This window comes from Modicisalibacter xianhensis (assembly GCF_900113605.1).
Classification (GTDB): Bacteria; Pseudomonadota; Gammaproteobacteria; order Pseudomonadales; family Halomonadaceae; genus Modicisalibacter; species Modicisalibacter xianhensis.
The window spans coordinates 1-20,986 of sequence record NZ_FOPY01000030.1; the positions used below are offsets into that span (position 1 = coordinate 1).

The 20,986-nt window shown below is 59.6% G+C and carries 20 protein-coding genes and 1 pseudogene; 15 read left to right on the forward strand and 6 right to left on the reverse strand.

The features are described 5' to 3' along the window. The 6 genes from BM194_RS20735 to BM194_RS19820 form a co-directional block, all read left to right on the forward strand. Window positions 1-839, forward strand: an 839-nt coding sequence (locus tag BM194_RS20735) for a NuoL/Nad5 family protein (protein WP_422730644.1), incomplete at its 5' end; no start/stop codon positions are given. Further along, window positions 836-2,323 carry a complex I subunit 4 family protein gene (locus BM194_RS19800; RefSeq protein WP_218155380.1) on the forward strand — a complete coding sequence of 496 codons (1,488 nt, stop codon included), beginning with the start codon at window positions 836-838 and terminating at the stop codon, window positions 2,321-2,323. The genes BM194_RS20735 and BM194_RS19800, both read left to right, overlap by 4 nt. Then, window positions 2,323-3,732 (forward strand): NADH-quinone oxidoreductase subunit N, encoded by a 1,410-nt coding sequence (locus BM194_RS19805; protein WP_092850538.1) that lies wholly within the window; start codon window positions 2,323-2,325, stop codon window positions 3,730-3,732. Before BM194_RS19800 ends, BM194_RS19805 begins: the two co-directional genes overlap by 1 nt. Window positions 3,733-3,795: 63 nt before the next feature. Then, entirely contained in the window at window positions 3,796-5,097 is a 1,302-nt protein-coding gene (gene egtB / locus BM194_RS19810) for an ergothioneine biosynthesis protein EgtB (RefSeq protein ID WP_092850541.1), read from the forward strand. 2 nt (window positions 5,098-5,099) lie between these two features. Beyond that, entirely contained in the window at window positions 5,100-6,062 is a 963-nt protein-coding gene (egtD, locus tag BM194_RS19815) for an L-histidine N(alpha)-methyltransferase (protein WP_092850543.1), read from the forward strand. Window positions 6,063-6,190: 128 nt separating this feature from the next. Further along, the gene (locus tag BM194_RS19820) at window positions 6,191-6,415 is read left to right on the forward strand and encodes a heavy-metal-associated domain-containing protein (protein WP_092850545.1); all 225 of its coding nucleotides are present in this window, start codon (window positions 6,191-6,193) and stop codon (window positions 6,413-6,415) included. Between the two features lie 73 nt (window positions 6,416-6,488). Here BM194_RS19820 and BM194_RS19825 read toward each other — a convergent pair whose 3' ends face one another. Continuing rightward, window positions 6,489-7,211 (reverse strand): cytochrome c biogenesis CcdA family protein, encoded by a 723-nt coding sequence (locus BM194_RS19825; RefSeq protein ID WP_092850547.1) that lies wholly within the window; start codon window positions 7,209-7,211, stop codon window positions 6,489-6,491. A 228-nt stretch (window positions 7,212-7,439) separates the two neighbouring features. On the opposite strand from BM194_RS19825, the gene BM194_RS19830 reads away from it, so the two are divergent. The 5 genes from BM194_RS19830 (at window position 7,440) to lgt (ending at window position 12,687) form a co-directional block, all read left to right on the forward strand. Further along, window positions 7,440-8,072: a peroxiredoxin gene (locus BM194_RS19830; RefSeq protein ID WP_092850550.1), complete on the forward strand. Its 633-nt coding sequence runs from the start codon at window positions 7,440-7,442 to the stop codon at window positions 8,070-8,072. 66 nt (window positions 8,073-8,138) lie between these two features. Continuing rightward, entirely contained in the window at window positions 8,139-8,543 is a 405-nt protein-coding gene (locus tag BM194_RS19835; RefSeq protein ID WP_092850552.1) for a heavy metal-responsive transcriptional regulator, read from the forward strand. Window positions 8,544-8,633: 90 nt separating this feature from the next. Beyond that, complete coding sequence (locus BM194_RS19840; protein WP_092850555.1) at window positions 8,634-11,123, forward strand: heavy metal translocating P-type ATPase; 2,490 nt, start codon at window positions 8,634-8,636, stop codon at window positions 11,121-11,123. A 78-nt stretch (window positions 11,124-11,201) separates the two neighbouring features. Beyond that, window positions 11,202-11,729, forward strand: a complete 528-nt coding sequence (locus BM194_RS19845) for a DsbE family thiol:disulfide interchange protein (RefSeq protein ID WP_092850556.1) — start codon at window positions 11,202-11,204, stop codon at window positions 11,727-11,729. Between the two features lie 145 nt (window positions 11,730-11,874). Beyond that, window positions 11,875-12,687 (forward strand): prolipoprotein diacylglyceryl transferase, encoded by an 813-nt coding sequence (gene lgt, locus BM194_RS19850; protein WP_092850558.1) that lies wholly within the window; start codon window positions 11,875-11,877, stop codon window positions 12,685-12,687. A gap of 343 nt (window positions 12,688-13,030) precedes the next feature. On the opposite strand, the gene arsB is transcribed toward lgt, so the two are convergent. From arsB to BM194_RS19870, 4 genes are read right to left on the reverse strand one after another with little or no spacing between them, the layout of a single operon-like run. Beyond that, entirely contained in the window at window positions 13,031-14,098 is a 1,068-nt protein-coding gene (gene arsB / locus BM194_RS19855; protein WP_092850561.1) for an ACR3 family arsenite efflux transporter, read from the reverse strand. A 13-nt stretch (window positions 14,099-14,111) separates the two neighbouring features. Continuing rightward, window positions 14,112-14,825, reverse strand: coding sequence for an arsenical resistance protein ArsH (gene arsH, locus BM194_RS19860; RefSeq protein ID WP_092850574.1), 714 nt, complete (start codon window positions 14,823-14,825; stop codon window positions 14,112-14,114). Window positions 14,826-14,836: 11 nt separating this feature from the next. Next, window positions 14,837-15,250 carry an arsenate reductase (glutaredoxin) gene (gene arsC, locus BM194_RS19865; protein ID WP_092850563.1) on the reverse strand — a complete coding sequence of 138 codons (414 nt, stop codon included), beginning with the start codon at window positions 15,248-15,250 and terminating at the stop codon, window positions 14,837-14,839. Window positions 15,251-15,256: 6 nt separating this feature from the next. Next, window positions 15,257-15,607: an ArsR/SmtB family transcription factor gene (locus BM194_RS19870; RefSeq protein WP_092850565.1), complete on the reverse strand. Its 351-nt coding sequence runs from the start codon at window positions 15,605-15,607 to the stop codon at window positions 15,257-15,259. Window positions 15,608-15,738: 131 nt separating this feature from the next. On the opposite strand from BM194_RS19870, the gene BM194_RS19875 reads away from it, so the two are divergent. The 4 genes from BM194_RS19875 to BM194_RS19890 all read left to right on the forward strand — a co-directional run bounded on the left by BM194_RS19875 (window position 15,739) and on the right by BM194_RS19890 (window position 20,083). Continuing rightward, window positions 15,739-16,164, forward strand: a complete 426-nt coding sequence (locus tag BM194_RS19875; RefSeq protein WP_092850567.1) for an arsenate reductase ArsC — start codon at window positions 15,739-15,741, stop codon at window positions 16,162-16,164. Window positions 16,165-16,210: 46 nt separating this feature from the next. Then, complete coding sequence (locus BM194_RS19880) at window positions 16,211-17,242, forward strand: ArsJ-associated glyceraldehyde-3-phosphate dehydrogenase (RefSeq protein ID WP_008958324.1); 1,032 nt, start codon at window positions 16,211-16,213, stop codon at window positions 17,240-17,242. Next, window positions 17,235-18,470, forward strand: a complete 1,236-nt coding sequence (arsJ, locus tag BM194_RS19885; protein ID WP_008958323.1) for an organoarsenical effux MFS transporter ArsJ — start codon at window positions 17,235-17,237, stop codon at window positions 18,468-18,470. The genes BM194_RS19880 and arsJ overlap by 8 nt, the downstream gene beginning before the upstream one ends. Window positions 18,471-18,781: 311 nt before the next feature. Then, window positions 18,782-20,083 carry an ISL3 family transposase gene (locus tag BM194_RS19890; protein WP_092850570.1) on the forward strand — a complete coding sequence of 434 codons (1,302 nt, stop codon included), beginning with the start codon at window positions 18,782-18,784 and terminating at the stop codon, window positions 20,081-20,083. 45 nt (window positions 20,084-20,128) lie between these two features. Here BM194_RS19890 and BM194_RS19895 read toward each other — a convergent pair. Continuing rightward, window positions 20,129-20,934 (reverse strand): annotated as a pseudogene (locus BM194_RS19895) (IS5 family transposase). Window positions 20,935-20,986: the final 52 nt, after the last annotated feature.

Below are 20,986 nucleotides of genomic sequence, written 5' to 3' on the forward strand. Positions count from 1 at the left end.
TAAATACGATGCGTCTTGGGCGCCTGCTTCCTGGGATTGCAGCGGCGACCATGGTCGCCAGTCTGGCGCTGGCAGGGGTTATCCCGCTGAGTGCAGCGTGGAGTAAGGAGAAGATCATCACTGCCGCTGGTCATCCGGCGTCCTGGCTGGCCGTGATCGCCGCCATCGCTGGGGGGCTTAGCGCGTTGTATGCGACACGCTTTCAATTATTGGCATTCGGGCGGGGGCTACATGGCCGCACGAGAACGGCTCCATCCCAACCAGGGCACTCTGCGGTGGAAGCCGGTGCGCTCTACCTGCTCTCGGCAGGCACGCTCGTGCTGTCGGGACTCTGGTGGCCCGGTGTCGGAAGCACCCTTGCTGACCTGCTGTCGATCCAGCTTCCTAAAACCAAATTGTGGGAATTGACCTTGTCGCTACTGTTGGTGGCGCTGGGCATTGGTGTTGGGTTTTGGGCGGTGCGCCGTGAAGTGTCGAGCCAGAGCCGGCAGAGCGAGAAGCGTGCCGCTATGGCGAACTGGATTGGTCTGCCGGCTCTGGCGGAACAGGGTGTGGAGACAGTCATGCGGTTCAGCCATGGCCTGGCACGCTTCGATGATCGCGCCGTGGATGCCGGCATTCGTGCTAGCGCCCGTTTTGGCGTATGGCTGGCCAGGGTGGGTGATCAACGTGGCGAAGGGGCATTCGATGGCGCAACGGGCCTGCTGGCGAAAGGCGTCGACTGGGCGGGTCAAGTAACGCGCCAGGCCCACACCGGACAGATGCATCATTATTACACCGGTATCGCGTCAGGACTCGCCGTGATCCTGCTAATCCTGGGCATAGGAGCGCTCCTTTGATTTTGACTGCAACCTTGGGGCTCCCCATGCTGGGGGCCCTTGTCATCGCCGTTTCACGCCGCTGGACAGAGACCACGGCTCGTCTGTTTGCCGTTGGGGTTTCCCTGTTGCCTGTGTTCTTGCTGGCCTGGGCTTGGCTGCAGTTCGATACGCAAGGCGCACTATTTCAGTTTGTCGAAGAGGTACCCTGGGTACCCAGCCTGGGCATGGGATACCGGCTAGGCGTGGACGGCATTGCGCTGGCTGTCGCGACGATGAGTGCCCTGGTCTTCTCGGCCAGTATCGCCTACCCCGTCGATACGCAGAACCAGCCTCGGCAATACTATGCCTGGATGCTTTTCCTGCAGTCCGTGTCGCTTGGCGTCTTCCTCGCGCTGGACCTGCTGCTTTTCTATGTCTTTTTCGACCTGAGCCTGGTGGGGATGTTTTTCCTGATCGGCCGCTGGGGGCACGGCCAGGCGCAGCTTGCCGCGTTCAAGTTCTTCCTTTACACCTTCTGCGGCTCGCTGCTACTGCTGCTGGCGATCATCGGGCTTTATCTGTCGGTCGAGCCGCATACGTTTGATATGCGAGTACTGATCGAGCAGCAGCCATTGGCGGGAGGGGGTGTGGCCGCTGGTCTCGTGTTCCTCGCCCTCATGATCGGCTTCGCCATCAAGACCCCCATCGTGCCCGTGCATACCTGGCTGCCCCAAGCGCATGTCGATGCTCCCGGACCGGCCTCGGCGGTTCTCGCTGGGGTGCTGCTCAAGATGGGTACCTACGGCATTATCCGCATTCCTTACTCGATGATGGGAGAGACCTTTGCCCGCTACGCCCTGATCATCGCTCTCTTTGCTGTCGCATCGATTCTCTATGGGGCTTTCGTGGCATTGGGTCAGAGAAATCTGAAGCGACGCATTGCCTATACCTCGATAAACCACATGGGCTACACGGTGCTGGGGATCGCGGTGGCCGGTGCCCTGATTCAGGATACAGAGTACGCCCGCGAGCTGGCCCTGGTGGGGGCGACGGTAGAGATGGTGGCCCACGGCCTGATTACCGGGGCGTTGTTTCTGATCTGTGGCTCGTTCTGGCAGCGCACTCAGGAGTACGATCTGGATAGCTATGGTGGACTGCTCCGGCAGGCCCCGCTGCTAACAGCGTTCACCGTTCTCGCCTCGTTTGCCAGCCTGGGCCTTCCTGGCCTGGCCGGCTTCGTGGCGGAATTTCACATCTTTGCCGGCACCTTTGACGTCTACCCCTGGCTAGCCGTGATTGGCGTGCTGGGCATTCTGGTCACGGCATCGCTGTTCCTGCAGATGCTGCAGAAGCTGTTCTTCGGAACGCTGCCACAGCGCTGGGCTCACTTTGAGGATCTTCATGCGGTTGAGTGGGGTGTGCTCGCGGTGCTATCGGCAGGCTTCGTGATCATCGGTATAGCGCCGGAGTTCTTGCTGACACTGATCGAAGCCTCTGCGACGCTGCTGGTGGGGGGGCCCTGATGCCTATCGGTGACGTCCTACCGGAAATCAGTCTAACGCTCGGCGCCGTAGTTATTGTGTTGTTCGCTGCGTTTACTCGGCAACAGCACCACCACTGGGCAGCCGTGCTGGCCCTGCTCACGATTGCCCTCTGTGTAGTGCTGACCTTAGCGCAGTGGAGTGGACCGCCAAGGCTGACGTTCTCCGGTGTGTGGGCTCTGGATGGCGTGGCAATCTCCAGCAAGCTGGTGGTACTGATCGCCGGTGCACTGGTCGTTGCCATGTCTCCTGAGTGGATGCGGACCGATCGCCGACATGGCGAATACTACGCGTTGGTGCTGTTCGCTCTGCTGGGCGTCATCATGATGGCGTCAGCTAGCGATACCATGGAGCTGGTGCTAGGCGTGCTGTTGTCCTCGGTAGCCAGTTACCCGCTGGCCGCCTATCACCGTGGCTGGGCGCCCGCGCTGGAAGCTGGCATGAAGTACTTTCTGATCGGTGCCTTGACCAATGCATTGCTGACGATCGGTGTGGTGGTGGTGTTCGGCCTGACCGGTAACACCGGCTATCCGGAAATTGCTCAAGGATTCGCCGAAGGCAGTGACAACCTGGCGCTGACCATCGCCACGGCCTGCATCGTGTTGGGTCTGACCTTCAAGCTGGCCGCCTTTCCGGCCCATGCCTGGATGCCGGATGTGGCCCAGGGTTCTCCGGCACCGGCGGCGGCCTTTTTGACGGTGATCCCCAAGGTCGGCGCTGCTGTCGCGTTGGCCCGCTTCATGTCGCTTATGCCGCCGGATATCGCCTGGCGAGCCATCGTTGCCGTGATCTCTGTCATGACCATGACGCTGGGTAACGTGGCTGCACTGCGTCAGACGGACGTACGGCGTCTGCTGGGCTGGTCATCGGTCTCCCAGTCCGGGTATGCCCTGATGGCGATCGTGGTGATGGGGGTTAGCGATCAGGCATTGACCGCACTGGTGTTCTTTCTTGCAACCTACGTCATTGCCAACCTGGCGGCCTTTGCCGTGGTTACGCATCTGAGAGGACGTACCGCGTTGGAGGATTATCAGGGGCTGGCCAGAAACGCACCGATTGCTGCAACGATACTGATTGCGTCGCTGTTATCCCTGGTGGGCATCCCGCCGCTGATTGGTTTTTTTGGCAAGTTCATGTTGTTCAGCGTCACGATCGAAGGGGGATACACCTGGCTGGCCTTCGTGGCTGCCGTCAACACGGTGGTTTCGCTTTTTTATTACCTGCGCATCGCGGCCTCGATGATGTTTAGCGATGCCCGCCCCGTCGTGCATGTGCTGATGGGCCAGTGGGCACGGTCCACCATGGTCGTGGCTGGCTTGCTGCTGGTCGTCGGGGGGCTTGGCGCAGAGACGCTCATGATATTCACCGACTCGATACGCTTTGCCCTGTAGGTGCTGGCAGGTCTGGCCTGCCTGAGCAAGTTCAATGGAGCATTACTTAGGAGGGAGTCACTTATGTCAACTGCTCAAGGTTTGGCTATCGACACGCCTGACAGCCTTCACACCAAGGAGTGGCTGCGCACATACCAACGGATTCGTGCCGTCACCGAGGCAATTTGCGCGCCTCTGCACAAGGAAGACTATATGGTGCAGAGCATGCCGGATGTCAGCCCGCCAAAATGGCACATTGCCCATGTCAGCTGGTTCTTCGAAGCCTTCATCCTGAAACCCTTTCATCCTACCTATCAGACTCTCGATCCTGCGTACGATTACCTGTTCAATTCTTACTACGTGACCCACGGCACACCATTCCCCCGCCCTGAGCGTGGCATGATCTCGCGGCCCACCGTGGATGATGTGTATCGCTATCGTACGCATATCGACCGGGCCATGGCAGAGCTGCTTAGCGACCCGCCGCAGGAACACCTACCCGAGATTCTTCGACGTCTCGAGCTGGGCCTGCCGCATGAGCAGCAGCACCAGGAACTGCTGTTCATGGATATCAAGCACATCCTGGCCCAGAACCCGCTGTGCCCGGCTTACCGGAATGACCTGACGCCGCCACCTGCGCGTGACGTGGGCGAGCTTGGCTGGCACGCCTATCCGGCTGGGGTGAGGAACATTGGTCATGACGAGGCCGAGAAAAGCTTCGCCTACGACAATGAGATGGGACGCCACCGTCAGTTCGTCGAGGCTTTCCAGATTGCCGACCGTCCGGTGACCAATAGCGAGTTTCTGGCATTCATGCAGGCGGGTGGGTACGACAAGCCCGACTATTGGCTGTCGGATGGCTGGGCCACGGTCAAGGCCGAGGGGTGGCAGGCGCCGCTCTATTGGGTAGAGCGGGACGGGGTATGGCATCACTATACCTTGGGGGGGCTGGTGCCGGTCGACATGAATGCGCCGGTGTGTCACGTCAGCTTCTACGAAGCCGATGCCTATGCCCAGTGGGCCGGGGCGCGCCTTCCTACCGAGGCCGAGTGGGAAACGGTGGCCCGGGACGTGCCCATCCAGGGCAACTTCGTCGATCAGGACCATCTGCAGCCGGTCGCGGCCGCGCAGCCAGCGGACGTGCCGGGACAGATGTTCGGGGATGTCTGGGAGTGGACCGGCAGTGCCTACCGGCCCTACCCAGGATTTCGCAAGCTGCCGGGCAGCCTGGGTGAGTACAACGGCAAGTTCATGTCCGGCCAGATGGTATTGCGGGGTGGCTGCTGCGCGACGCCGGCCGATCACATTCGCGCCACTTACCGTAATTTTTTCCCGCCACATGCCCGTTGGGCGTTTTCCGGTTTCCGTCTTGCTAAGGAGAGCTGACCATGACCCTGGCCGTAAAATTCCACGATTTGCACCCGACTCCGGCAGCAACCTCGCTTCGCGATGAAATATTGATGGGGTTTAGAGCCGATCAAAAGTTCGCCTCGCCAAAGTTCTTCTACGACCAGCGTGGTTCCGAGTTGTTCGATCAGATTTGTGAACAGCCGGAATATTACCCGACACGAACCGAGGAGCTGATTCTTGCTGCCGCTGCCGCTGACATAGCGGAAATCGCTGGGCATGAGGCGACCTTGATCGAACTCGGCAGCGGTGCCAGCCGTAAGGTGCGTCTCCTGTTGGAAGCCATGCGACCTTCAAGCTATCTGGGCATCGATATTTCGCGTGAATTTCTCCTTGAGAGTACGCGTCGTCTGGCTGCCGATTATCCATGGCTTGAGGTTCACGCAGCCTGTGCTGACTTCTCTTGCAACATGGCCTTACCTGACGGGGTTTACTGCGAGCGACCCGTCGGCTTCTTTCCTGGCTCAAGCATTGGCAACTTCGATCCACAGAGCGCCGAAAATTTCCTGCGCGGGTTGCATTCTTTGCTGCCCACGGGCAGTGGGTTATTGGTAGGTATCGACCTGATCAAGGACAAGGCAACCCTTGAAGCTGCCTACAATGATGAGGCAGGTGTGACAGCAGCGTTTAATCTGAACCTGTTGGAACGGCTACGCCATGAGCTGAATGCCGAGATCGATCCCCGGCATTTTGCCCATCAGGCGTTCTTCAATGAAGAGCTGTCTCGTATCGAGATGCACCTGGTCAGTCGGTTGCCTCAAGTCGTCACCATTGAAGGAGAGCGTTTCCGCTTCCAGAAGGGTGAGACGATTCATACCGAGAATTCCTACAAGTACACGATCGAGGGCTTTCAGGCACTGGCGGGACGTGCGGGGTTTGAAGCGCGTTCCTGCTGGACCGACACTGATGGCTTGTTTAGCGTACACTATTTGGAACGTGCCTAAAGGAGCACTGGTGGCGCGGCCATTCCGGCTTCGTATCATGTCCTGAATTAAGAAAAGGTCAAGGCCGCGCAGGAATCGTCTACATAAGCAGCTGCGTCCAGTTTTTCGATACGTAGCGAGGTGCACCTATGACCAAACAGGTTCTATACCGTGTGATTGGCGATGAGAAAATGCACTGCGAGGGCTGCGAGGCCCGCGTCAGCAATGCCCTACGCCGCCTGGACGGGGTGCATGAAGTGAAAGCAGACGCGAACGAGCAGAGCATCTCGGTCAGCTTCAATACGAATGAAGTGAGTCCTGAGCAGTTGGAAAGTCGCTTGGACCAACTGGGCTACAAGGTCGTACCCGCTTGAGGCTGTCCTGATCGCGTAGCTATTATCAATAGGAGTCAAGCGCTTCGCTCTCTCCATGCTACGCTATTTCCGCTCACCCCAGCGTCGCCAGAGAGGGAAATAGATCGACCATGAAGCTGGAGAGACGCGTCATGGTGCCCGAGACGATGGCTATCCCCATGAGAATCAGGATCGTACCGGCAATCGGCCGGGTATAGGCGCTCCATCTGCCAAGCTTCTTGCTATGGCGGCTGAGGCTGTTGATGCAGAGCGTACTCGCCAGAAAGGGCAAAGCCATCCCGGTGGAGTACATGCTCAGATAGATCATTCCATGCTGCGCATTGGCGGCATTGGAGGTGGCCATCAGTATCGCGCCGAGGATGGGGCCGATACAGGGCGTCCAGCCAATGGCGAATGATACGCCAAACGCTGTAGCCGATAGCGGGGAGCCGCCCTGGAATCGGGGATTGAACTGCAGTGTGCGTTGGAAGACCGACATGCTGAGCAGGCCGGTCATGAAGATCCCCAGCAGGATGACCACCGAGCCTGTAATCCAGTTGAGTTCCTGACGGTAACCACGCAGGAACTGACTGAGCGAGCTGGCACCTAGCCCCAGGATGATAAATACCAGCGTGAAACCGGTGACAAAGAAGACGCTGAGTATCAGTGCTTCGAGCTTCTTATCCCGCTTATTGACGCTGCCGCCCGTGACGACGGAAAGATAGCCCGGCAGGAGCGGTAACGTGCAAGGGGAGAAGAAGGAGATCAACCCGCCGGCAAAAGCACCAATCAAACCGATAGACGAGAGCGAATCCAAGCTAGGACTTCCTGAGACAGTGAAGAGATGCGCATCGGCCGATCAAGGTGATTGATGGCTGGATACAACACGCTAGCATAAAACCTGGGCCCTGCCCGGAGGTCAAGCACATTGGGCAACTACTCGCCTGGTGCGATACAGAACCTTCCATCAGGGGGTTGACCTTAAAGTTCACTTTAAGGGTAACGTAGGCAATGCATCATCCAACCCCAACGTGAGGATAGCGTGATGACTTTACAGCTTGGAGAGATAGCGCCCGATTTTACGGTAGAGTCCACGGAGGGCACCGTCAGCTTCCACGAATGGCTTGGTGATAGCTGGGCCGTGCTGTTTTCCCACCCGGCCGACTATACCCCTGTATGCACGACAGAGCTTGGCGCATTTGCCAAGCGCAAGAGCGAGTTCGACAAGCGTGGTGCCAAGTTGATTGGTGTGTCCGTCGATCCGCTGGATTCCCATACCGGCTGGGCCAAGGATATCGAGACTACCCAAGGTGCGGCGCTGAACTACCCGTTGCTGGCCGATGACGACCAGGTGGTCGCAGAGCTTTATGGGATGATTCATCCCAAAGCCGATCCCAAGGTGACGGTGCGCACTGTTTTTATTATCGACCCCAGCAAGAAGATACGCCTTATGCTGACGTACCCACCAAGCACCGGGCGCAACGTCGATGAAATCCTGCGCGTTATCGATTCGCTTCAGCTGACCGACACGCACAAGGTGGCCACGCCCGTCGACTGGCAGAACGGCGAAGACGTCATTATCGTCCCCTCCCTGTCGGAGGAGGAAGCCAAAGAGCGCTTCCCTGAAGGCTGGGACGAGAAGACGCCATATCTGCGTGTCGTACGCCAGCCCAAGTAATTAACAGAATGCCATCAGGCGGTTCGGCTGCGTCGGGCCGCCTGCAGTGTCGCTGAGGAGGTACTGATGACAACCTACAGTATCGGGCAACTGGCCGAGCGTTGCGGCATTGCCCCCCAGGCGATTCGCTACTACGAGCAAGAGCAGCTCATGCCGAAGCCCCAGCGAACGGAGTCGAACTATCGCCGCTACCCCGAAGCGCATGTAGACAGACTGCAGTTCATTCTCGAGGCTAAGCAATGGGGCTTTACCCTCGACGAGATTCGCGAGTTGCTGATTCTGCAGGATGCCAATGGCGATCGGGCGCAAGCCAAGCGGATTGCCGAAGAGAAGTTGATAAAAATTAGAGAACAGATCAAGCATCTCTCAAGAATCGAGACGGTACTTTCGAAAACGCTCTCCGAATGTTCAGGCGAGGGGCCCATGCAGGAAGGGTGTCCCATTGTCGAAGCGATCACCGACGGCAAATAAAACCCCCCTCTATTCCGCCTTTTGGTCTGGCGAGAAAGTCGCCAGCCATCCGAACCTTATTAACATGAGCGGTACTGCCAGGAGTTCTGCATGGCCGAGCGAGTCGATATCAGTATCCGGGGAATGTCCTGCGCCTCCTGCGTCGGTCGCGTGGAACGCGCCCTCAAGAAGCAGCCCGGCGTCACGGATGCGCAAGTGAACCTGGCGACCGAAAAGGCCACGGTTGCCTTCGAAGAGCGTGCCAATCCCAGCCAGGTAGCCCATGCCGTTGAAGAGGCCGGCTACCAGCCGGTAATCGAAACCGCCGAGATTCCCATCATCGGGATGACCTGTGGTTCCTGTGTCTCGCGTGTTGAACGCACCATCGAGAAGCTGCCAGGCATTGTCCAGGCCAGCGTGAACCTCACCACGCAGAAGGCATTCGTGCGCTTCTTGCCTGATGCGGTGACGCTGCCGCGCATCCATCATGCCATTCGCGACGCCGGCTATGAGCCGCAGGACCAGGGGGAGAACGCGCAGACCGAGCGTGAGGACCGGGAGGGCATCCAGCTTCGCAACAAGGTGCTGCTTGCGACAGCGTTCACGATTCCGGTCGTGTTTATTGCCATGGGCAAGATGATTCCTGCTCTGGAAGCGATCTTCACTAGCATCATGCCGCACCGCGGTTGGATGGGCATCGAGTGGTTGCTGACCACCCCGGTCCAGTTCTATGCCGGGGCACGCTTCTATCGGGCGGGCTTCGCTGAATTGCGACATGCGAACCCGGGGATGAATAGCCTGGTCATGATTGGCTCAAGTGCCGCCTATTTCTACTCTGTGGCTGCGCTCCTGATTCCCGGCTTTTTCCCCGCGGGGACCGCCGAAAGCTACTTCGAGGCGGCCGCGGTCATCGTTACCCTCATCCTGCTGGGCCGGTATTTCGAGCATGTCGCCAAGGGCCGCACCTCCGAGGCGATCAAGAAGCTTCTGCAGCTACAGGCAAAGACGGCCCGCGTCATTCGTGATGACGACACAGTGGAAGTCCCGATCGAGGCCGTCGTGCCGGGAGACCGTATCCTGACTCGCCCCGGGGAGCGTATCCCTGTCGATGGCATTGTCGAGGAAGGCCACTCCTACGTCGACGAATCGATGATCAGCGGGGAGCCGGTGCCGGTCGTCAAGCAGAAAGACAGTGAGGTCGTTGGCGGAACGATCAACAAAAACGGGGCGTTGACGTTCCGTGCCACCCGGGTCGGTGCCGACACGGTTCTGTCGCAGATCGTCAAGATGGTGGAATCGGCCCAGGCAGAAAAACCGCCGATCCAGAAGCTGGCCGACAAGATTGCCGGGATCTTCGTGCCGGTCGTGCTCGCGATTGCGGTGATCACGTTTGCCGTGTGGCTCGGCTTCGGCCCAACACCGGCGCTGGCTTTCGCCTTTGTCACCACCGTCAGTGTGCTGTTGATTGCCTGCCCCTGTGCTATGGGTCTGGCGACGCCAACCGCGATCATGGTGGGGACCGGTAAAGGCGCAGAGATGGGCGTGCTATTCCGTAAGGGGGCGGCACTGGAGACGCTGGCCAAGGTAGACACGATCGTACTGGACAAGACCGGTACGTTGACTATGGGACGCCCCGAACTGACGGACTTCGTTGTGCTCGAAGGGCAGGAAAACGACGTGCTCCGATGGGTCGCCGCGGTCGAAGCGCAAAGTGAGCATCCCATTGCCGAAGCGATTGTACGTGGTGCGAAAGACCGGGGCCTGGACCTGCCATCCATCAGCCACTTCCAGGCCGAACCTGGCTTTGGCATCGAGGCCGACGTCGACGGCCATAAGCTCAATGTAGGAGCTGACCGTTATATGAGCCTGCTCGGCATCGAGCTAGGCAAGGCGGAAGGGCGTGCCACTGCGCTTGCTAGGGAGGCCAAGAGCCCGCTGTATGCGGCAGTCGATGGCAAGCTTGCAGCCATTATCGCTGTGGCCGATCCGCTCAAGGAGGGCTCGGTCGAGGCTATTGCATCACTCAAGGCGCAGGGCCTGGAGGTGGCCATGCTCACGGGTGACAATCGCGCCACGGCCGAGGCCATCGCTAGGCAGGTGGGAATTCAGAAGGTGCTCGCCGAAGTGCTGCCGGACCAGAAGGCAAACGAAATCAAGCGGCTGCAGGCCGACGGCCACAATACGGCGTTTGTCGGCGACGGCATCAACGATGCGCCGGCATTGGCGCAAGCCAACGTGGGCATTGCTATCGGTACGGGTACCGACATCGCGATCGAGGCCGGCGACGTCGTGCTCATGCGCGGCGATCTGAGAGGTATCGTCAATGCCACGGCTCTATCCAAACGCACCCGCAAAACCATTCTGTCCAACTTCGCATGGGCTTATGGCTATAACGTGGCGTTGATTCCGGTAGCGGCAGGGGCGATGTATCCGTTCACCGGCTTCCTGCTCAACCCGATACTGGCGGCTGCGGCCATGAGCCTGTCCAGTATCTTCGTCCTGGTAAATTCGCTACGACTGCGTCGCTTCCAGCCACACAGCCATGTACTCCCAATAGAACCTGTTCCTGAATCTCGGTCAAGGCAAGTGCGTCATGCCTGAGCAGCAGTATGGTGCCTGCGACCGAAACCAAGGACGCTTACCTCCAAAGTGAGGCCATTTTAACCTGCGAGGCTATGCGTGAAACGCCGACTGCTGCTGCTCTTGCCTTTACTGATCTTCTTGGGGCTGGGTTTCTTCTTCTACCGTGGTTTGGCGATGGACCCCAGTGCTCGTGATTCGGCACTGCTGGCTCAGGAGTTTCCCGCCTTTACGCTATCGACGCTGGAGGATCCTGACGCTCGCGTCAATGAGTCGCTGCTGCAGGGAGAAGTCACGTTGGTGAATGTCTGGGCCGAGTGGTGCCCTACCTGCAAGGAAGAGATGCCCCAGCTGCTGACGTTGGCTGAGCATGGCGTCAGGCTGATCGGTATCGACTACAAGGATACCCGGGCCAAGGGGCAGGAGTTTCTCGATACGTTCGGCAATCCCTTCGAAGTCAACATCTTCGATCCCAACGGCGACCTGGGTTTCGATCTAGGTGTATATGGCGTACCAGAGACTTTTCTCGTCGATGCTGATGGCATCATTCGTTACAAGCATACGGGGTATATCACCTCAGAGGATGTCGAGAAGGTCATGCGGGAAGTTGAGAAATGGCGTTCGTGACCGGGCAGGCTGAAAGCTCACTTCGTTAGTGGTCATGGTGCGCACTACGTCTCCTCATAAGCTGCCGTAGTCGTACCTGTACCACATCCTCTCAAGCACAAGCCCGACGCCCCAGTTGGCAAGTAAAACCTAAAAGGTAGGATTCATGCTTCAGTATCCTTCGATCGACCCTGTAGTCATTGCCGTCGGGCCGGTCCAAGTTCATTGGTACGGGCTGATGTACGTAGTCGGCCTCGCTGCCGCCTGGTGGCTGGGGCGTCGCCGTGCCCACCGTATAGGTTTGAGTCACGATGATGTGGGCGATCTGATCTTCTATGGCGCTGCCGGTGTCATAGTGGGCGGACGTGTTGGTTACGTCCTGGTTTACGGGTTCGAGCGGTGGCTTGCCAACCCCTTGTGGCTGTTCAAAGTTTGGGAAGGGGGGATGAGTTTCCATGGCGGCCTCATTGGTGTGCTGGTTGCAGCTTGGCTGTTTGCTCGCAGACACCGGCTGGCCTTCTTTCAACTGACCGACTTTATCGCGCCGCTAGTGCCGATCGGCCTGGGCGCCGGGCGTATCGGCAATTTTATCAATCATGAGTTGCCTGGGCGCATCAGCGACGTCCCCTGGGCGATGGTATGGCCGCCCATGATGGGGCTGGGCCCGGAGCCACGTCACCCTTCAGCGCTGTATGAATTCGCCCTGGAGGGCATCATCCTATTCATTGTCCTGTGGTGGTTTTCTAGCCGGGCACGTCAGCGCGGCATGACATCCGGCCTGTTCCTGTTGCTCTATGGTGCTTTCCGCTTTGGCGTGGAGTTCGTGCGCCAACCGGATCCGCAGCTGGGGTTCATTGCCTTTGGTTGGCTGACCATGGGGCAACTGCTGAGCTTGCCCATGATCGCCGCCGGCTTGGCCCTGATGGCTTGGGCTAGGAGTCAGCCGGTGGATAATGCAAGCAAGGCGGTAACCTCATGAGAAAGCGCCTTCTTTCTATCATTATGTGGGTATCCGGATTATCTGGTTGCTATGCGAAATTGAAAGGTGGGCGACAAGCAAAACTCACAACGGATTAACTGGTTGATAGGCCCTACATAACCACACTTGAAGCCATAGCCGCTTACTTGGCCGCCGTTGATAAAGCGAAGGAGAACCGGACTACCTGGTTCATGCTCGGGAAGCTGTGGAATTGGCCAGGACAAGAGGGACTACGCTGGGTGATGGCTCGACCAGGCTACCCTGATCACGTAGCTTCTCGGCTAGGCGTTGACTTTCAGATCACGCATTGAGGCCCGTGTTACAGGAACACGGGCCGATTTTATTATTCGGGGAATCTGTCCCGTGTGTTGTTGGCGATTCTGACCAGCATGAGCATGATTGGCACCTCCACCAGCACCCCTACCACAGTGGCTAACGCCGCGCCGGAATGCAGGCCAAATAGGGCGATGGCAGCGGCCACGGCCAGCTCGAAGAAGTTGCTGGCACCGATCATCGCCCCGGGGGCCGCCACGTTGTGGGGCACCTTCCACGCCTTGGCCCAGCCGTAGGCGATGAAGAAGATCAGGAAGGTCTGGATGATCAGCGGGATGGCGATCAGCACGATATGCAGCGGGTTAGCCAAGATCACGTCGCCCTGGAAGGCGAACAACAGCACCAGAGTAATGATCAGCCCGATGGGGGTGATCGGCCCCACCTTCTTCATGAAGACGTTGTCATACCACTCGCTGCCGCGGCGGGCGATCAGGGTACGCCGGGTCAGGTAGCCGGCCGCCAGCGGAATCACGATATAGAGAAAGACCGATAGCGCCACGGTGTCCCAGGGCACCTGGATGTTCGACACGCCGAGCAGGAAGACCACGATGGGCGCGAAGGCGAATAGCATGATCAGGTCGTTGAGGGCCACCTGCACCAGGGTGTAGGCGGCGTCGCCGCGGGTCAGGTAGCTCCACACGAAGACCATGGCGGTGCAGGGGGCGGCCCCCAGCAGAATGGCGCCGGCCAGGTATTGGCTCGCCAAGTGCTCCGGAATCAGCGGACGGAACACCACCATCAGGAAGAACCAGGCGATGGCGAACATGGTGAAAGGCTTGATCAGCCAGTTCACCGAGGTGGTAATGACCAGCCCCTTGGGCTGGCGGCGCACACCGAGTACGGCGGCGAAGTCGATTTGCGCCATCATAGGAAAGATCATCGCCCAGATCAGGATCGCCACCGGGATCGATACCTGGGCATATTCGAAGCGTGACAGCGTCTCAGGTACCGCCGGGGCAAACTGGCCGAGCAGCACCCCGACGACGATAGCCAACGCCACCCACACCGAGAGATAGCGCTCGAAGAGACCCATGCCCTCGGAGGCGCTGGGGGCCTGGGATTCCTGGAGTACGGTCATAGTGTGACTCCTGTCAGATGGCACATTGGTTCACGCGCCGGGAAACGTCTTCTGCGCTTTCCACTCGCTCAGAGTAGCGGTCTGTCAAGTAGTCGCTTCGTCCCCGGATCATCAGGGTGAACTTGGTCAGCTCCTCGCAAACATCCACTATGCGAAGGTACAGGGGGGAGGGCTTCATGCGCCCATCGTCGTCGAATTCGGTAAAAGCTTTCGGCACCGAAGATTGATTGGGGATCGTCACCATGCGCATCCAGCGACCGAGGATGCGCATCTGGTTGACTGCATTGAAGCTCTGGCTACCACCTGAAACTTGCATCACGGCCAGGGTCTTGCCTTGGGTCGGGCGAATACCGCCCAGCGACAACGGAATCCAGTCGATCTGGGCCTTCATGATGGCCGTCATGGCACCATGGCGTTCGGGACTGACCCACAGCATGCCTTCCGACCACTCGGCCAACTCGCGTAACTCCTGAACCTTGGAGTGGTCGGCCCCCGCATCATCCGGCAAGGGCAGGCCGCTGGGGTTGAAAGTTCGCACCTCGCATCCGAACCAACGCAGCAGCCGCCCGGCTTCTTCGGCAACCAAACGTGAGTAGGAGCGTTCACGCAGGGATCCGTAGAGCACTAAAATACGTGGCGCATGCTGGGGGGCCTCGGGGCCTGCTAACAGTGTCGTGTCGATGGAACGCAACTGCGAAGGATCAATATGGGGGAGGTCTGCCAACATCTTGATGTCGCTCATGGCGCGATTCCTGGGTAATGGATGACTTCACCATCTTCCTTGACGAAGTGCGCTACTGGATGGTCAAGGAGATCCAGCACCGTCTCCGAGGGTCGGCATAACCTGGTGCCCTTCCGTGTCACCACGATCGGCCGGTTGATCAGAATTGGTTCCGCCAGCATGGCATCGATCAGCTGCTCATCCGTCAAAGCCGGGTCGTCCAGCCCCAATGACTCGTAGGGGGTTCCCTTGCGCCGCAGCAGATCCCGAGGGCAGATACCCATCATCGCCAGCAGCTCCACAAGCCGTTCCCGGCTTGGAGGCGTCTTGAGGTATTCGATGATCTCGGGGGATTCACCAGAGGCCTTCATCATCGCTAAGGTATTGCGCGATGTGCCACAGTTCGGGTTGTGATAGATCTGGGGGAGCATACCGTCTCACTTCCTATCTTGATTCGGAGTGCAACCGATTAGGGACTCCGCCAAGGGGCCACACACCTCCGGATGCCCCGCGCAGCAGTCGCGCACCAAGAAGCGGATGGCTTCCTGCATGTGGTTTAGATTCGCACGATAGATGATCGAGCGCCCCTGGCGACGGGATACCACCAGACCTGCCCGCGACAGAACAGCTAGGTGCGCCGACATCGTGGCATGGGGCACCGATAGCTGCCGTGCGAGCTCACCGGCGGCGAGCCCATCCGGTTCCTGGCGTACCAGCAGGCGAAAGATCGCCAGGCGTGTCTCCTGGGCCAGAGCGGAAAAGCTCTCGATTACGTTTGATGTTTCCATATTTCTAAAAATATGGAATTATTGGGGGTGCGTCAAGTCCTGCACTCAAGGTAGAAGCGTAGAACGTCCTAGCAGCACACAACATCTCTCTATCCGCATATATGCAAAACCGCATTAATGAGGGCCCACTGATGAGACAGCGACGTGTTCTGTTCCTGTGCAATGCCAACTCGGCCAGGTCCCTGATGGGCGAAGCCCTGTTACGTCACCTGGCGGGAGACCGCTTTGAGGCGTTCAGCGCTGGTTCCGAGCCGGATCGCCCCCATGAGATCACCTTGGCTACCTTGAGCAAGCTAGGTATCGACACTCAGGGGCTCGCCAGCAAGTCCCTGGGCGATTTCGCCGGTGAGCATTTCGATTCGGTGATCGTGCTTTGTGACAAGGCCCAGCAGGCATGCCGTGACTGGCAGGGCAGCAGTGATGAGTATCTCTACTGGGATATCCGCGATCCTCGCCTTATCGAGCGGTGGGATGCCTACGAGCAGGCGCTGGCCGAAATCCGTCATCGGCTATTGCTCTGGCTGGAGATCCAGGAGCGCGACGACATCGAGCGCTGAACCTCGATCCATCGAGACCCACGACTAAATTCAAAGCGAGGTAACTATGACTCTGCGTATTGGTATCAATGGCTTCGGACGCATTGGCAGATTGACGCTGCGCAGCCTCTGGCGCTCCGTCGAATCGGGCGAGGTCGAGATCGGCTTGATCAACGATCCGGGCGGTGACGCTGCCACCTTCGCCCACCTGCTGGAGTTCGACTCGGTGCATGGCCACTGGGCACCGGGAAAGGGAATCGACGCCACCGAGGCGGACATCCTCATCGACGGTCGGCGCCTGGCTTTTACCTCCAAGGTCGCCACGGCCGACAGCGACTGGTCGGGCTGCGACGTTGTCATCGAGTGTTCGGGCAAGATCAAGACCCGCGAGAAACTGCAGGCCTACCTGGACCAGGGCGTCGGTCGGGTGGTGGTAAGCGCGCCGGTGAAGGAAGAGGGCGTGCTGAACGTGGTGATGGGGGTCAATGACGACCGCTACGATCCTGAGACACACCGCATCGTCACCGCGGCGAGCTGCACCACCAACTGCCTGGCGCCGGTGGTCAAGGTTATCCACGAGACCTATGGCATCCGCCACGGCTCCATGACCACCGTCCACGATATCACCAATACCCAGACCATCCTCGACGCCCCCCACAAGGACTTGCGCCGAGCCCGTGCCTGCGGCATGAGCCTGATTCCCACCACCACCGGCTCGGCCAAGGCGATCACCGCCATCTTTCCCGAGCTCGAGGGCAAGCTGAACGGCCACGCCGTGCGGGTGCCCCTGGCCAACGCCTCGCTCACCGACATGGTCTTCGAACTCGAACGCGAGGTGACGGTGGACGAGGTCAATGCTGCTCTGAAGGCCGCCGCCGAGGGCCCGCTAGCCGGCATCCTGGGCTACGAGGAGCGCCCGCTGGTCTCCATCGACTACCGTACCGATCCGCGCAGCTCGATCATCGACGCGCTTTCGACCATGGTGGTCAACGGCACCCAGCTCAAGCTCTACGCCTGGTATGACAACGAGTGGGGCTACGCCAACCGGACCGCCGAGCTGGCGATGAAGGTGGGGAGTGAGCAGGTGGGCCATGTCTGAGGCAGGGAAGCTCGGGATCCGCTTGAAGGGGCTGCCCTTCGAGGTGCGCCAGTACCTGCTGATCACCGGCAACTACTGGGCCTTCACCCTCACCGACGGTGCCCTGCGCATGTTGGTGGTGCTCTACTTCCATCAGTTGGGCTACTCACCGCTGGAGGTGGCGCTGCTGTTCCTCTTCTACGAGGCCTTCGGCGTAGTCACCAACCTGGTGGGGGGCTGGCTGGGGGCACGCCTGGGCCTCAACCGCACCATGAACGTGGGCCTCGGCCTGCAGATCGTCGCGCTGGTCATGCTGATGGTGCCCGCCGCGGCGCTAACCGTGCCCTGGGTGATGGCCGCCCAAGCGCTCTCGGGCATCGCCAAGGACCTCAACAAGATGAGCGCCAAGAGCGCGGTCAAGGTGCTGGTGCCCAAGGACAGCCCTAGTGCCGGCAGTGCCCTCTACCGCTGGGTAGCGATCCTCACCGGTTCCAAGAACGCGCTGAAGGGGGCCGGTTTCTTCCTCGGCGGCCTGCTGCTGACTCTGATCGGCTTCCGCGGTGCGGTCATCGCCATGGCATTGATGCTCGTCGCGGTGTTGACGCTGTCGCTGATAAGGCTCAAGGCTGACCTGGGTCGCCAGAAGCGCAAGCCCAAGTTCACCGAGGTGTTCTCCAAGTCCCGGGCCATCAACGTGCTCTCGGCGGCGCGGCTGTGCCTGTTCGCCTCCCGGGACGTGTGGTTCGTGGTGGCGTTGCCGGTGTTCCTCTACGACCAGCACGGCTGGAGCCATTGGACGGTGGGCGGCCTGCTGGCTATCTGGGTGATCGGCTATGGTGGGGTGCAGACCCAGGCGCCGCGCCTCACCGGCCTGGTCAAGGGCGGGGCGCGGGCCGTCACCGTGTTCTGGGCGTTGGCCCTGGCCGGCTTGCCAGCGCTGCTGGCCCTGCTGCCCCTGGCCGAAGTGGGCTGGTTGGTGACGGGGCTTTTGGCCTTCGGCGTGCTCTTCGCCGTCAACTCCAGCTGGCACAGCTACCTGATCGTGCACTATGCCCGCGCCGATGGCGTCTCCATGGACGTGGGCTTCTATTACATGGCCAACGCCATGGGCCGCCTCGCCGGCACACTACTCTCCGGTTGGGTGTACCAGGTGTATGGCCTGGCCGCCTGTCTGTGGATCTCGGCCGCTCTGGTGGCGGCCAGCGCCCTGATGGCTCTTGCGCTGCCACAGGAGGCGTCTGGGGAATGATGTGGGGCTACCCGACGCTGACCTTGCCCCACGGCTATCGACTGAGCCCCAGGACCCTCTACCCCATGCTGCATTCGATGGAGCGCAAGGGGGCCTGCCCTCCGTGATTAGTACAAGGGAAGCACACGACGCAGGCTCTACCGTCGCTGTTCGCGCTGGGCGCCGCCGTGCTCAACGGTCCCCTCAACCAGGGGATCATCCACGGCCTCAAGGTCAGTGGCGGCATTCTCGTCACCATGTAGCTGGCATCGTCCTCAATGCCAAACAGGCACTATCCCGATAAACATACTTGCCACGAAAACGCCCAAGATATGACGTACTTTTCTGACAACATTCTCCACCTGCCGGAATACCACGTCCTGGGCACCAAGGTGGAAGAGCATGATCTCCACTACCAGATCGAAGCTCCTGAGCCTCTAGCTTGCGAGGAATGCGGCGTTGAGAATGAGTTTGTCAGGTTCGGCAAGCGCGATGTGGCCTATCGTGACCTACCCATCCACGGCAAGCGGGTCACCCTCTGGGTGGTCCGTCGCCGGTACACATGTCGAGCCTGCGGAAAGACATTCCGTCCGACGCTCCCCGAGATGGTGGACACTCATCGCATGACGCGGAGGCTTTACAGCCATGTTGAAAAGGAGGCCTTCAACCACCCCTACGCCTATGTAGCCGATACCACGGGCCTCGATGAGAAGACCATACGCGAAATCTTCAAGAAAAAGGCTGAGTTCCTGGCGATTTGGCACCGCTTCGAGACTCCTCGTTGCCTGGGCATCGACGAGCTGTACCTGAATCGCCGCTACCGCTGCATCCTGACCAACTTGGAGGAGCGTACTCTGTTAGACCTGCTGCCCGGTCGTCAGCAGGACGCGGTGACGAAGCGGCTCATGAGCATGACTGAGCGCGACAAGGTCGAGATCGTCAGCATGGACATGTGGAAGCCCTACCGCCGTGCCGTTCAGGCGGTGCTGCCACAGGCCCGCATTGTGGTCGATAAGTTCCATGTGGTGCGTATGGCCAACGAAGCCCTGGAGAAGGTCCGCAAGGGGCTCAGGAAGGAGTTGACGGCCAACCAGCGACGAACCCTTAAGGGCGACCGGAAGATCCTGCTGAAGCGGGCTCACGACGTCTCAGACCGCGAGCGTCTCATCATGGAAACCTGGACAGGGGCCTTCCCCCAGCTCCTGGCAGCCTATGAGCACAAGGAGCGGTTCTACCACATCTGGGGCTGTGCCACCCGGCGGGATGCTGAGAAGGCGTTGGCTGCCTGGGTTGACGGCATCCCGCAGGGGCAGAAGGAGGTCTGGAAGGATCTCGTTAGCGCCGTCAGTGGCTGGCGTGAGGAGGTGCTGACCTACTTCGAGACCGACATCCCAATCACCAACGCCTTCACGGAGTCGATCAACCGGCTGGCCAAGGACAAGAACCGCGATGGCCGGGGCTATTCATTCGAGGTGATGCGGGCCCGGATGCTCTACACCACCAAGCACAAGAAGAAGACGCCACAGACCAAGGAATCTCCGTTCCTGGGCAAGGCCACCATGACCTACAGCATGGGTCTCCCCGAGGCCGAGAAGAACTACGGCGTCGATCTATCAACCTTCTGGGAGGATTAAGGTTTTGGTGGATCAGAGGGGATCATCAACCACTTAGAGTATCTTTCAAAACCGCCCCTGAAGCTTGTTCAAGCAGATCAGGGAACAGCCCAGCAATGTAAAGGCATAGTGGATATCGACACGCCGTTCATAGCGGGTGGCGAGTCGCCTCATCCGCCCCAACCAGGCAAAGGTTCGCTCGACCACCCAACGATGACGTCCGAGCCGCTGACTGTCTTCCACGCCTCGACGGGCAATGCGGGGCTGGATACCGTGCGCCCGGCACGACCGGCGGCAGCGCCGATGATCGTAAGCCTTGTCTGCATGAAGCTTTCGAGGGCGCTGTCGAGGCCGCCCTGGTCGGCCCGACGACACTGGCTGCACGCTATCGAGCAAGGCCGCCAAAGGGACACTGTCGTTCATGTTGGCTCCCGATAGCAGAATGGCCAGAGGTACCCCCTGACGATCGGTCAGAAGATGGCGCTTTGTACCGGGTCTTCCTCTGTCTGTCGGGTTGGGGCCGATGGCTGAGCCCCCTTTTTTGCCTGTATGGATGCGCTGTCCATGCAAGCCCGCTCCCAGTCAAGCTGTTCAGCGTGGTGCAGGTGTTCCAGCAGTGTCCGATGTAAACGCTCCCAGACGCCCGCCTCGTGCCAGTCACGCAGTCGTCGCCAGCAGGTCACACCCGAGCCACAGCCCATCTCCTGGGGCAGCATCTCCCAGGGAATGCCCGAGCGCAGCACAAACAGGATGCCCGTCAAGGCTGCGCGATTGGAGATGGGAGGCCGGCCACCGCGTGGCCTGGGCGTCGGTGGTGGCAGCAGTGGCTCGACAATGGACCAGAGTTCGTCGGATACGATTTTCTTAGCCATACCGAAAATCTAGGAATGACTGAAGGGGTTTTCAAGGTTTTGAAAGGCACTC